Origin of the sequence: Cohnella hongkongensis, assembly GCF_042654645.1 — a bacterium.
Lineage (GTDB): Bacteria > Bacillota > Bacilli > Paenibacillales > Paenibacillaceae > Cohnella > Cohnella hongkongensis.
In genome coordinates this window covers 79,385-92,383 of the sequence record NZ_JBHSEP010000020.1, presented here as the reverse complement: position 1 = coordinate 92,383, position 12,999 = coordinate 79,385, and the positions used below count along the sequence as shown (strand labels likewise).

Here is a 12,999-nt window from a genome sequence, read left to right as displayed (position 1 = left end):
CTGTAACCGCTTCCGTACGCACAGTGTACGGGATCGCCGACAGTTTGACAACTGGAAAGACGCCCCTTGGGCAGGGCGTTAAGAGCCTTGCGGAGCGTCTTCTCGTTATCTCCTCACGGTAAAATACTCGAAGTCCGCCGTCAGAGGAACTGCCGACCATGTCTTGGCCATCAGGCCGACGGAGACGGGAGCCGCGAAAGGATAGTTGTCGCTGCCCGCATGAATCCATGCGTCGCCCGGATTCTGCTTATAATCGGCATAGTAGCGCGTTCCGACCTTCCGGATGCGCAGGGAAACGGCAGAGCTCGTATACGGAGTGACGGCGGCCAGGGCGGGGTACCCCGAACGGGAGAGCTCGAGGCCGTTCCCTTGCAAATTCCCCCACAGGAAAGCATTGTTCGCGCCGAACCGCACGGCCAAACCCGCATGGAAGTTGTCGCCCGCCGTATAGGACGCCAGATTCATCCTCGTCTCGATCGTCCAATCCCCCCCGCCCATGTCGGCGCGCATCAGCCTCGGAGACTGGTCGATGAAATCCCAGTTGTCGTACGCGCTCGAATTCGGCAGCGTCATCCGGAGATTCCCGCCGGCGAACGAATAAGCCGGTCCCGCCAGAGGCGCGCTCCACGTCCAGGCGGAATCAAGCGGCCCGTCGAACGGATCGGTAACCGCCGACGCGAAGCCGTTGGCATAGTAGACCTCCAGCTCGCTGATCGCCGTGAATTTCTGCGTGCCTCCTGTCGCCCCGATCATCCGAACGCCGTCTCCCCACGTGTCGTCGAATGTGAACGTGAACGTTTTGTACGGTGCGGCCGTGCCGTTATAAGGGTAGTCCGGGGTGACGGACAAGCCCGTCACGTCGACCCACTGGAAATTTTGCCGAACCTGGATTTTAAGCCCGGAAGAGAAATAGCCGCCGTCCGGGAAGGAAGCGCCCGACGTATAGACGACCTTATTCATATTGTAAGGTCTGGACCAAGTGTATCCCCAGAAGCTTTGCGCCTTCGATTCCCCGTTCCAGTCGTCGGCGTTGACGTTCTTCACCCCGTCGTTAAGCGCCCAGGGGTTGCCTTGGTGAAAGCTTGCGGCTGCGATCGGCGTCTTCGCTTCGCCCGTCACGGCCAGATTGTTCGTATCGCTCCTCGCGTTAGTCGGCGTCAACGAAGCGTCGTACAGGGTGACGTACAATCTGCGCAAGGAAAACCGGTAGTTGTTGACCGGCCCCTCGAACGTATTGGCGTTGAACCACATTCGCGTTCCGTCCGCGCTAATGTACTTGGACGGCATCACCGTCGTATACCCGCCGTTCTTGCCGGTCGTCCAGGGCGAGGAATACGTTCCGAAATCCTTGGACAGAAATCTTTTCCAAGGTCCCCACGGTGCCGGAGCCTCGTAGAACTCGAACGTGTACTCCGTCCAGGACAGATAGATATAACGGTTAAGCGCCCGATTGTACGTGACGCTTCCTTGCGAGATCGGCGTCATGTCGCGGATATGGCCGGACGGAAAACCGGACGTTACGGACGGGTAGATCCGTCTGTCGTCCTGCAGCACCGGCCGTTTGGCGGCGATGTCGCCGTAGCCGGACCACGACTGCGGTCCCCCGTTCAGGCCGCCCGTCCAGAACTGCCACTTCGACAGGTCCTGCACGTTATCCGTCGCCAGAATGCGGGCCAAATAAAGCTTCGTCGGATCGGGAACGGCGTTGTTGAACGAGTCGCGCCAGTTGTAATCCGTGCCGTAGGCATAGATGTAATCGTCCCAGTTCGACGTCGGATCGTTGTCGACGCCGTCCTTGCCCCAATCGAGGAAAAAAATCGTCGTGAACACCGAATTCGGAAACATCGGGGACGCCGCGTTCCACGTCCAGGTCGCGCCTTTATCCGTCGATTTCAGAATGGTGGCGTTCGGCGCGTCATTGAAAGCCGGTCCGTAGAACTGCGCTCCCGGGCAGCGGTTCAAATCCTGAACGGCCAGCCATAGAGTGCCTCCCCTGGAGGTGAGGCCGGTCGGCTTGCGGTTGTACCGGGGCGAGCCGTCCGGGCACGTCGACCGGTTCCATACCGGTCCGAAGCCTGCGCTCACGCGGTTGCCGACGAGATTGCCGCTGTCCGGGTGGCCGCCCGTAATCCGATTGAAGACGATATCGCTCCACCCTTGCGGAGTCCAGCCCCAACCGTCTCCGTTCGCCAAGTACAGATAATCGTCGTCCGACCACGCCGACGGCCACAGATCGCCGTCGCTGTTCGTATTGTAGGTGCTTCCTTCATCCACGAAAGCGGTTGCAAAAAAGGTGCTCTCTTCCGGCACGACCGCCTCGGCGCGTTCCTCTCCGCCGATGACGAGCGCCAGAAGCATCGCGAGAACAGCCGCCGTCCGCATGCCGGCCCTTGAGCCTCTCATAGGAACTCCCTCCCCGTAATGTCGGAATATCGCTTTCAGTATAGTTCATAGGCGCTCTGCGAGATATTCGAACATTTTTGGAGAGGGTGGACATTTTTACGATTTCGCTACAGCTTCTTGCCCAGCACGTGATTCAGCGGTATGGCCCCGATCGACCGGCTGTCGTCGCTATGATTGCGGTTGTCGCCCATGACGAACACATGCCCGTCCGGCACCTTCCAGCTGCCTCCCGAGTAGGCGCTCATCTCTTCTTTAATATAGGGCTCCTCGAGCCGCTCTCCGTTGCGGTACACGCTACCGTCCTTAATCTCCAGGACGTCTCCGGGCTTGCCGATCACTCTCTTCACGTAATATACGCGATCTTCGTCCCCCGTCAACAGCTGGATCAGAGGATTCTCCAGAATATCGTCCATAAAACTGCGGTCCCGGCTCACCCGGCTGTCAATGACGACAATATCTCCATAGTCCGGCATATAGGAAAAAGTATGAGACAGCTTGGAGACGAACATCCGCTGGCTGTCGCGCAACGTCGGGTCCATAGAGTGCCCGTCCACCCGGTAGGGCTGCAGGACAAAGATCCCGATCAGGAGCGACAGAACGTAAGCAATCGCCAGCGAACCGATCCAGCCGCGAATTTTTCTGAACAGCTTCACGCGGACACTCCTTTGGCCTTTTTCTATTATTCTAGCATGTTCTCCGAACCGCTGCGAACAAGCAAAAACGCCTTCGGCGTCCTCTAGACGCAGAATCGCGTTTTTGTCGGAGGCGACTCAGAAAAGGATAGCGAATTTTATAATTTCTAAAACACTGAAAAAGACCGGGAGCTCCCGAAGGAAGGCTCCCGGTCCCGGCCATCCGAAGACTCGGCGGGTTAGGTCGTAGAAGGCGTGCCCGCGGCCAGCAGGAAATACGGACTTGGCCCCGACAATCTGTGTGCGTTAGCCGCGACTCCGTCTGCCACCGACAGCACATAGACGGCGTAAGTCTCCCCGTAGGTTAACAGCGCCCCGTCCGCGCTTTTGTTGCTCAAGTTCAAGGCGACAACGCCTTGAGATCTGCCGGCGACGACAAAATTGCCGGCATTGTTCACGTAGCTGCTGATCGCTTGAGCCTCGGACCACGGAGTGGTCGCCTTCACGACGAAGACGGCATACTGGGAAATGCCCGGCTCTCCGGCGGGAACGGCGTAGCTCACCGTAATGTTCCCCGCTCCGTCATGGGCCGCCGCGATGCCCGACACGACCGGCGCAGGCGCTGCCGCCGAGGCGAGCGTCAGCGGATTGGACGCCTGGGAGAGCGCGTTCGCGCCGCTGTTGGCCACGGACAGGACGAAGACGCGATAACCGACGCCGTTCCGGATCGGCTCCCCGTTCACGTCGACCGCATTGGCGGCCAGCCGGAGCGAATACTGCGCTCCTCCGTTCTTAGCGACGACGGTGTAAAGCGAAGGCGCGGACGTCGCATTGGCCGTGCTCAATTGGAAGCCCGCCGCATGAGCCTCCTTGACGACAAATACGCGATAGTGGCTCAGGTTCGTCTCGTCGCCCGCCCTGCCGAAGATCACCTGCAGATCGGATCCGTTGCCCGCATCCCCGACGTCCGCTGCACTAACGCCGCTTGCGGCCGGAACCGTATTGCTGGTTAGAGTAATCGTCGGCGATGCGGCCGACAGCGCGTTCACGCCATAGGAAGGACCGATGCCTACCGACAGGACGTAGATGCGATAAGGAACATTGTTTCTGATCGGTTGGTTAAAGATGTCCACAGCGCTGCTCGCCAGCGCCTGGCTGTAGTTCGAGCCGATGTTGACCGTCGTGTACAGCGCCGGATTCAAGATCGTGTTCGCTTGGTTCAGGTTGAACTGGTAGGCAGCCGCTTCCGGGACGACGAAAATCCGGTAATGACTGATGTTCGTCTCCACCGATGCCCTCGTGAACGACACGTTCAGATCCTGACCGTTGCCGTTGTCCGCCACGTCGCTCGCCGTGACGTTCGTAACGGCCGTCACCATCCCTTTGTTCTCCAGCTGTAGCGTCGGAGATGCGGCCGACAGCGCATTGCCGTAAGCGTTCGAGACGCCTACCGACAAAATAAACACCTTGTATTTGACGCCGTTCTGGATCAACGCGCCGTCGATGTCGCGGGAGTCTGCGTTCAGCGTCTGATTGATGTTCGCTCCGGTCTTGTAGATCACCGTGTAGTTCTGCACGGCGTTCGCGGTAACCAGATTGAAGTAAGGAGCCGCGTTCTCCTTGACGACATAAGCCCGGTAGTGCGCGATGTTGTTCTCGTTCGCCGCTTTGGTGAACGAGACGCGAAGATCCTGGCCGTTATTGTGGTCCGAAACATCGCTCGCCGTGACGTTCGTGACCGCCGTCACGTTGTTGGGACTCAAGACGATCGAGTTCGACGGAGAAGACAAGGCGTTGTTGCCGTTCGCGGTGCCGACCGACAGGACGAACACCCGGTAGGCGACGCCGTTCCGGATGGCCGCTCCGTCGACGTCGCGGGCGTTGGCGGACAACGTCTGAACGATGCTGGAGCCCGAGCTCGTTTTGCTGATCGTCGTATAATGGTTCGAGTTCGTGACCGCGTTCGCGGCCGTCAGGCCGAAGCTGCCGGCTTTCGCCTCTTTAACGACGAACACCCGGTAATTCCGAATCAGAGACTCGCTGGAAGGCTTCGTGAACGACACCTGCAGATCCCGGCCGCTGTTATAATCCGCCACGTCGCTCACCGACAGATTGGTAACGGCATGAACTCCCGAATCCTTCAGCGTAACCGATGGAGAGCCGGAGGACAGCGAGTGCTTCCAGTTGGCCGTATTCGAGCTGACGGCCATGACGAAGGCGGTATACGCCACTCCGTTGCGAATCAAATCGCCGGAAGTATCCCGCGCCGACGAGCTCAGCGTGACGCTGAGCGTTCCCGTTCCCGACGTCGCGGATACATTCGTATAATAGGAGCTGGACACCCCGCTGGCTTGAGCCAGCTGGAAGCCGGAAGCGTTAGCGGTCTTGACGATCATGACCCGGTAACCGGTAATGTTGCTTTCGTTGGACGGCTTGGAGAACGTGACCCGCAGGTCTCGACCGTCCCCGAAATCCGAGATGTCCTCGATCTTCACGTTGGCGGCCGCGCTTACGGACGGATCGGCTTTCAGCGTAAACGTGACCGAAGCCCCGGACAGCGCGTTCGTATCCTGCCCTACCGTCAGAACGAACGCCCGGTAAGACTGATTTGCGCGCAGCAGCGCGCCGTCGACGTCCCGGCTTTGCGCGGTCAGCTTCACGCGATGGAAGGAGCCGCTCTTGGACACCGACGTGTAATTCGCCGAACGGACGGACAGCGCCTGGGCCAGATTAAAGGCCGAGGCTTTCTCCGCTTTCACGACCAGAATGCGGTAGCCGCTCACGTTCGACTGATCGGACGGCGGCGCGAAGCTCACCTCCAGGTCCCGGCCGTCGCCGTATTGGGTAGCTGTCGTTACGCCCAACTGAGCGACCGGACCGACTTCCTTCACCGACTGGGTCGTAATGAGGACGCTTTGCGACAGTTTATCCCATCGAACGTCGTCCCCGAGAGACTCGCTGACGAACCGGACCGGAACCATCGTCCTCCCGCCGAGGACGCGCGCCGGAGAATCCAGCGTGACGGTCTGATTGTTGATGGTCGCCGTCCTCGCTCCGATCGTCAGTACGATCGTCGTATCCCGCTTTTTGGCGGTGACGGTCTTCGCCTTCTGATTCCAGTACACCTGAGCGTTCAGCGCTTCGAAAATTCCGCGAAGCGGAACCATCGTATACCCACCGATCAGGAGGGGAGGCTGGTCGGTTTTAAGAATCTGGCCGTCGATGAAAATCCGGATCGGCGTAGCGGCCTTGGCTCCTTGCGGTTGATGAAAGAAAGATAATACGAGAGCGAAAGCGACTAGCAAGGAAAATAATTTGCGCACTGAACTCATCCTCTCTGAGGGAAACCTGGTCTTCTTCTCTTCTGCGGCAAGCCCTGGTTTTCATGATCTTGGTAATTGGACGCAATAGCGCGACCGAAAGTTTCAGCAAATCTTCAGCTAATCTATAGACGTTGAAATCCTCCAAAAGTTACTCTCGGACGAGGCTGATTTCGGAAGCTCTTCGCCAAAATCCGCGCCAGCGGAAATATTTCTACTTGTAGGATCGCTTTCGCTTCTATAATATCAAAAGTAGATGTTATCTTAATTAACATGAGACAAGCGGAAAGGGCCTCTATGAGTATCCAACCAGATCGCAAGGTCATCTCCCGGCATTATCCACAAGGACAGCTGCTGGCTTATTTTCAGCCGGTTGTCGCCATGGAATCCCGCGCCATTGTCGGTTACGAGGCGCTTGGCAGAGAACGGATCGACGGGGCCGTCCGCAGCCTCGGGCCTTTCTTTGCCGACCAGAACGTGTCCGTAGAGGATCATGTGCGGATAGATCGTCTTCTACGGGAGCAAGCGATCGCCAGACTGAGCGAGCTGGCGGACCCCCCGATGCTGTTCGTTAACCTCAAGCCCTCATGGATCTATCATCATTACAAGAGCACCGGGGAGCTTCATACGCTCCGGCTTCTCCGCCAATACGGCGTCGACCCCCGAAAAGTGTGCATCGAGCTCACCGAGGACGAGTTCGGAGACTCGATGTCGGAGTTGACCCGGATCGTCGAGCTTTACCGGGAGGCAGGCTGTCAAATCGCGATAGACGACATCGGAACGGGGTTCAGCAATTTCGACCGTATCGCGCGGATCCAGCCTAATCTGCTTAAAGTAGACATACATCTGATGAAAAAAAGCGCCACTCACAGCGGATACTTGGGCGTTCTCCGCTCGTTCTCCAATCTCGCGGAGCAGATCGGGGCGTCGCTGCTGCTTGAGGGCGTGGAGACGAGCCAGGATCTCAAGCGGGCGATCCAGGCCGGAGCCCGGTACGTCCAGGGCTATCTGTTCTCCCAGGCCCAGCCGGACTTTCAGGAGCGGCATGCCTTCACCCCTCTCATCGAAGCGGAGCTGGACGCTCACCGCCTTCTGATCAAGGAAACCCGTCTGCGGTGGCAGAACATCGGCAACCGTCTGATCGGGCTGGTTCGCGAGTCCGGCATTCGCGAGCTGCTGGAGCGGCGCCTGCCCGATAACGGCGAAGAGGCCGAGCTCGCAGACGAAGCGATCCGCCTTCTGCTGCCGCGCCTGGACGATTCCTGCATGCGCGTCTATCTGTGCCGGACGACCGGCATTCAATTGTCGGCCAACCATTCCCGCACCGATGCGGAAAGCTGGAAGGTCGATCTGGAATACCGCTTCGCCGACTGGAGCTGGAGGCCCTACTTCATCCCTCACCTGTCGCACGAAGACGCGCCCGAATCGGAAGCCAAAATTTCGGGCAAGTACGCCGACCTGGACACCCATCTCTGGATTCGGACCGTCTCAATCCCGATCAATGACGAGCTCGTCCTTCTCATGGACGTCGTCGATGCGTTCGAATAGCCGCGAGGCACCCTAGAGTCCGACAGACAAAGCCCGCAGCCAGCGCAGCTCGCTTGGCTCTGCGGGCTTGCCATCGTCCCCGAATATTTCTCCGTCTCTTCGCCCCATACTACAGGAAAAATATACCCTTATTGCGAAAGGGAGGGGCTCCCGTGACCGAAAGATCGTTGATGGCTTATTTCAAAACGCCGTGGGAAGCGGAGCGAGCGGTGGACAGACTGAGAGCGCTCCGCTTGATCGAGCATTCGATCGACCGGTTCGACGGTTATCCGGGCGAAGGCGTGCAGCACCGGGACAAAATCGAGAATCCGCTGTCCGCCGATTTTCCGGGGATCGGCTATTTGACGCTCGGAGGGGATTTCAATCCCGATTCCGGCGTGCTGGCCGCGGCCAGCGTCAGCGCGAGCGGGTACAGCTCGGGCAGCGACGACAACCGGGTGAACGGCTGGGACATTCTCCTGACCGCCATCGTCGAAGAGGACGACTACGACCGGGCGCTGCAGATCGTCCAGGACTCGGGCGCCCTGTAGGTCGAAAGCCGAATAGCCCGCCCCGAGTGCTCAGGCATCGGGGCGGGCTTGTTTGGCGAACTTAAAAACCCGTGACATTTATACGGGACGAACTGAACCGTCCGCTCACTCCTGCTCGACGGGATTACGGTGCTCGCATCGGAGCCGCGGCCGGTCTTCTGCTTATGCCCGGTTCAACGGACGGCCTCCGACGATACGACTTGCAGCTTCTTCAGGGGAGACCGATCTCCGATCGAATCTTCTGCATGTAGCCGTACGGATCCGGGATCGGCGCAAGCCCGAATCTCTCTCTGGCTTCCAGCTCGAGCTTGCGAGTCTCCTCCCCCCACTGTTGAAGATAGGAAGACCTCGCGTCGTTCCGCTCCTGTTCCCGCAACGCCTTCTCGTAATGCTCCCGGTTGGCGAAGTCATTGAGCAGCAGAAGGTCGTGGCCGTGGAAGACCAGCGAGAAGAAGTCGCGAAGGTTTCTGGCCACCAGGCGGACGCAGTTGTCGAAGTCCATCGGGGACACGCAGATGACCGGAGCCTCGTTCAGGTCGGCGCCGCCCTCTCGCTCCGCAATCCATGCGAAATGAATCCCGTCCATCCCGGTGGTCCCGAAAGTGATCGACCGCTCCGGCGTACATTGGTAGCCCCCGTCTCCGTTCCCGAGGACTCCCAGATACATGCCCGAAGGTTTGGCCCATTCCGGCAGCCGGCCCTCGACGCTTTTCTCCCACTCGATGATTTGCCGCAGCAGACGCGGAAGCTCCATCTCTATCGTTGCTCCCTTGCTTTATTGTTCGATCGTTTCCTTAATTTAATTGTAGCATACTTGTCCGAGGCGCATCCCTATCCTTCCGAATCGACGACAGGGCTAGAAGTAGATCACCTTCTGTTCCGTATAGAACTCCCGGTTACTGCTGCCGATCGAATACGCGCCGAAGCCCGACAGCTTGACGCCGCCGAACGGCACGTGAGCTTCGCTGGCCGTGCCCGAATTCACGTGCACCATGCCGCTTTGCAGCCTGTCGGCAAACTCGCGGGCAACGGCCGTCCGTTCCGTAAATACGCATGACGCCAAGCCGTACGCCGTTCCGTTGGCTATCCGCAGCGCTTCCTCCTCATCCTTCGCGGTCAGAACGGCCAGAACGGGACCGAAGATTTCCTCCTGCGCCGCCCTCATTTCCGGCGCAACGTTCGTCAGCAGCGCCGGTTCCATGTACGCTCCCGCCGCATACGCGCCCTCCTCCAGCACGCGCCCGCCGCAGCTTAATGCGGCCCCTTCCCGAAGCGCCGTCCGCAGATGCTCCTGCACCGAATCCAGATGCGCCCGGTTGATCAGCGGTCCTACGTTGGCGGCGGCATCCCAGGCGGGGCCGACGACAAGGCTCTTCATCTCCTGCCGCAAAGCCGCCGTCAGTTCCTTCTGGCGTTTCTCCAGCACAATCACCCTGCTGATCGCCGTACAGCGCTGCCCGCTGCAGGCAAAGGCGGCATTGACGATTTGCCTGGCAACGTATCCGGCATCGCTGTAATCGAGCACCACTGCGGCGTTTTTCCCGCCCAGCTCCAGCTGAGTGCGCGCCAGGCGATCCGCCGCGCGGGTTTGAATGCGAATGCCCAGCGCGGTCGAGCCGGTAAACGTGATTCCTCTAACCAGCGGATGATCGACAAGCGCGTCTCCCACCACGTTGCCGGACCCGCTTATCATGTTGACCGCTCCGTCCGGAACCCCAGCTTCCTGCAGCAGCTCCATCAGCGCCGCGGACGCCCACGGCGTAGCGGAAGCCGGCTTGTACACGACCGTGCAGCCGTAGGCCAGCGCCGGAGCGATTTTGCGCACGGGCGTCACCACCGGAAAATTCCAGGGCGCGATGGCCGCCACAACCCCGATCGGCGAGCGCACGACCGCATTGTAGCCGGAGCCGTTCTCTCCGGGCAGCGTCTCTCCGTTCACGCGCAAGCACTCTCCGGCCGCAAACCGGGCTTCTTTGGCCGCGCGGCTTACCTCCCCGAGAGCTTCGACCAGCACCTTGCCCTGTTCCGCCGACAGCCGATAGGCCAATTCCTTGCGCCTGTCTTCGAGCAAATCGGCGAAACGAAGCAGAATCGCCGAGCGCTGCGCAGGCGGCGTGCGCGCCCATTCGCCAAAAGCTTGAAAAGCCGCTTGGACGGCCCGTTCCGCATCCGCAGACGTCGATTGCACAAAATAGCCCAGCAGCTGTCGATCGTCCGCCGCGTTGTATATCGGCTGCCGCTGTCCGTGTTCGCCCGTTGTCCAGCGGCCTCCGATAAAATTGCCGTAAGCGGCGCCGACATGCTCGTCGAGCCATGCTCTCATCTCCATACCCGTCACAGGCACAACCTCCTCGTCATATCCGGCCGACCGTCATTGCCTTCGCGGCAACGGCCCGTTCAACGCTGTTCGCGGCACGTCGCCCCGCAGCGCGGCGATTACCGCATCGACGCAGATCGCGGCCATCTCGCTGCGCGTCTCCCAGGTAGCGCTGCCCGCATGCGGCGCCAATACGGCGTTATCGCAAGACAGCAGCAGCGGTTCCACCTGCGGCTCGCGTTCATATACATCCAATCCGGCCCCCGCAATGACCTGCTGCCGAAGAGCCTCGGCCAGCGCCCGCTCGTCTATGAGCGCCCCTCTGGCCGTATTGACCAGAATCGCTTCCCGCTTCATCAGCCGCAGCTGCTCCGCTCCGATCAAATGATGGTTTTCCCGCGTATAGGGAGCATGCAGGCTGATAAAATCGCTCATGCTCAGCAACTGCTCTAACCCTGTTTGCCTTGCCCGCAGCTGCTCCTCCAGCTCAGGCCGAAGCGCCCGTCTTCCCGTATACAGAACGTCCATCCCGAACCCGGCGGCGCGCCGGGCTACGGCCGTGCCGATTCTGCCCATGCCGATAATGCCCAGCGTCTTGCCGGACAGTTGACGCCCCAGCAGAAGGCCGGGATGCCAGCCTCGAAATCCGCCCTCCCTCACCAGCCGGTCGCCCTCCACGATCCGGCGGGAGGCCGTCAGAAGCAGCGCCCAAGCCAGATCGGCGGTCGCTTCCGTCAGAACGTCGGGCGTGTTGGCGACGATAATGCCCAATTCCGTCGCGGCGGGCACATCGATATTGTCGAAGCCCACCGCATAGTTGGCGATCACCTTCAGGCGAGGCGCCTGCCGCAGCAACGATTTGTCCAGCGGATTGACGAGCATGGAGATCAGCCCGTCGGCCTCGGCGATCGCCTTCGCAAGCTCCTCCTTTCTCACGTCTCTACCCGTATCATTTACCCGCACGCGGGCATGCTTCGCCAGCCGCTCCAGATGATTGCCCGGCAGCGGCCTGGCCACAAACACGGTTGGCTTCATCCTCTTCCCTCCCGATTGGGTCCGTCTCAGCCCAGCGCCCGTCGGCAGATTGCCAGCAAATCCGCGGCGCCCGCCAGGCGAGGGTTTACCGGGACATTGCCAGAAAGCAGAGCCTCCTGAACGACTGGCTCCAGAGCGTCCTCCGTCACGCCGTAATCGGACAGCGTTTGCGTTATGCCGATGTCGCGCTTGAGCTGCCTGATCGCTTCCACTCCGGCTTCGGCGATCTCCCGGTCGCTTTTGCCCGCGGTATCCACGCCGAACAAAACGGCAATTTCCCGAAACTTGGCGAGCTGCGCCGGCAGGTTGTACGCCATCACCTCCGGCAGCAGAATCGCGTTAACCGTTCCGTGAGGAATATGAAACTTGGCTCCGAGCGGAATCGCCAAAGCATGGGAAAGGCCGAGCCGGGTCGCGTTAAACGCCATCGCTGCAAGCAGGCTGGCCAGCAGCATATCGTATCTGGCCTGCCTGTCTTCGCCGCGCAGCACCGCATGACGCAAGCTGCGGGAGATCAGCTTTATCGCCTGCAGCGACATCGCTTCCGAGATCGGCTGGGTCGCCTTGTTCACGTAGGACTCCAGCGCATGCACGAGCGCGTCCATCCCGGTAGCCGCCGTCACGGACGGAGGCAGAGACAGCGTCAGCTCCGGATCGCACAGCGCCAGATCCGGACAGTTATACGGGCTTCCCACGCTCAGCTTGACTTGATTTTCTTTGTCCGACAGCACCGACCAGATCGTTATTTCGCTGCCCGTTCCCGCCGTCGTCGGAATCGCGATCATCGGCGCCCCCTTGCGCGGAACCTTGCCGACCCCCACGTAATCCGCGATGGAGCCTTCATTGCCCAGCATCAGGGCAATGGCTTTGGCACTGTCCAGCGCGCTTCCGCCGCCGATGCCGACGACGATGTCGCAGCCGGCTTTTCTGGCGATTCGAACTCCCTCAGCTACCGCGCGAATGTCGGGATCGGATTCAATATCGGAAAAGACTTCACAAGCCTTTCCCTCGTTCTCCAGCACCGAGAGCGCCTGCCGGACAACGCCCGCCCGCAGCACTCCGGGATCCGTCACCAGCAAAGCTTTGCTGCCGCCCAATCTCCACACATGCTCCGGCAGCTCCTCTACGGCGCCGTTGCCGAATACGATTTTCGTAGGCAATTCATATTGGAATATCCGGTTGCTCGCGTTCATTCGTTCACACCTCGCTATGGT

General features: G+C 60.1%; 9 protein-coding genes. 2 read left to right on the top strand and 7 right to left on the bottom strand.

Annotated elements, in window-relative coordinates; translation table 11 throughout:
* Positions 1–105: 105 nt before the first annotated feature.
* From ACFO3S_RS21920 to ACFO3S_RS21910, 3 genes are all read right to left on the bottom strand, one after another.
* A complete protein-coding gene (locus ACFO3S_RS21920; protein ID WP_378100442.1) occupies positions 106–2,403 on the bottom strand; it encodes a hypothetical protein in 2,298 nt (765 codons plus the stop codon).
* A 107-nt stretch (positions 2,404–2,510) separates the two neighbouring features.
* The gene (lepB, locus tag ACFO3S_RS21915; protein ID WP_378100440.1) at positions 2,511–3,056 is read right to left on the bottom strand and encodes a signal peptidase I; all 546 of its coding nucleotides are present in this window, start codon (positions 3,054–3,056) and stop codon (positions 2,511–2,513) included.
* Positions 3,057–3,274: 218 nt separating this feature from the next.
* On the bottom strand, positions 3,275–6,358 hold the full coding sequence (locus ACFO3S_RS21910; protein WP_378100438.1) for a stalk domain-containing protein: 3,084 nt from the start codon (positions 6,356–6,358) through the stop codon (positions 3,275–3,277).
* A 294-nt stretch (positions 6,359–6,652) separates the two neighbouring features.
* On the opposite strand from ACFO3S_RS21910, the gene ACFO3S_RS21905 reads away from it, so the two are divergent.
* Both ACFO3S_RS21905 and ACFO3S_RS21900 read left to right on the top strand, forming a co-directional pair.
* Positions 6,653–7,903 carry an EAL domain-containing protein gene (locus ACFO3S_RS21905; RefSeq protein ID WP_378100436.1) on the top strand — a complete coding sequence of 417 codons (1,251 nt, stop codon included), beginning with the start codon at positions 6,653–6,655 and terminating at the stop codon, positions 7,901–7,903.
* A gap of 152 nt (positions 7,904–8,055) precedes the next feature.
* A complete protein-coding gene (locus tag ACFO3S_RS21900) occupies positions 8,056–8,433 on the top strand; it encodes a hypothetical protein (RefSeq protein WP_378100434.1) in 378 nt (125 codons plus the stop codon).
* A gap of 211 nt (positions 8,434–8,644) precedes the next feature.
* Here the strand turns inward: ACFO3S_RS21900 and ACFO3S_RS21895 are convergent, their stop codons facing one another.
* From ACFO3S_RS21895 to ACFO3S_RS21880, 4 genes are all read right to left on the bottom strand, one after another.
* Positions 8,645–9,187, bottom strand: a complete 543-nt coding sequence (locus tag ACFO3S_RS21895; protein ID WP_378100432.1) for a hypothetical protein — start codon at positions 9,185–9,187, stop codon at positions 8,645–8,647.
* A gap of 102 nt (positions 9,188–9,289) precedes the next feature.
* Positions 9,290–10,762 (bottom strand): aldehyde dehydrogenase family protein, encoded by a 1,473-nt coding sequence (locus ACFO3S_RS21890; RefSeq protein WP_378100493.1) that lies wholly within the window; start codon positions 10,760–10,762, stop codon positions 9,290–9,292.
* Positions 10,763–10,804: 42 nt separating this feature from the next.
* Positions 10,805–11,785: a 2-hydroxyacid dehydrogenase gene (locus tag ACFO3S_RS21885; protein ID WP_378100430.1), complete on the bottom strand. Its 981-nt coding sequence runs from the start codon at positions 11,783–11,785 to the stop codon at positions 10,805–10,807.
* Positions 11,786–11,811: 26 nt separating this feature from the next.
* On the bottom strand, positions 11,812–12,978 hold the full coding sequence (locus ACFO3S_RS21880; protein ID WP_378100428.1) for an iron-containing alcohol dehydrogenase: 1,167 nt from the start codon (positions 12,976–12,978) through the stop codon (positions 11,812–11,814).
* Positions 12,979–12,999: the final 21 nt, after the last annotated feature.

Coding starts and splice junctions, on each gene's coding strand:
- ACFO3S_RS21920 (WP_378100442.1), bottom strand. CDS start 2,403: ATGAGAGGCTCAAGGGCCGGCATGCGGACGGCGGCTGTTCTCGCGATG.
- ACFO3S_RS21905 (WP_378100436.1), top strand. CDS start 6,653: ATGAGTATCCAACCAGATCGCAAGGTCATCTCCCGGCATTATCCACAA.
- ACFO3S_RS21895 (WP_378100432.1), bottom strand. CDS start 9,187: ATGGAGCTTCCGCGTCTGCTGCGGCAAATCATCGAGTGGGAGAAAAGC.
- ACFO3S_RS21890 (WP_378100493.1), bottom strand. CDS start 10,762: ATGGAGATGAGAGCATGGCTCGACGAGCATGTCGGCGCCGCTTACGGC.
- ACFO3S_RS21885 (WP_378100430.1), bottom strand. CDS start 11,785: ATGAAGCCAACCGTGTTTGTGGCCAGGCCGCTGCCGGGCAATCATCTG.
- ACFO3S_RS21880 (WP_378100428.1), bottom strand. CDS start 12,978: ATGAACGCGAGCAACCGGATATTCCAATATGAATTGCCTACGAAAATC.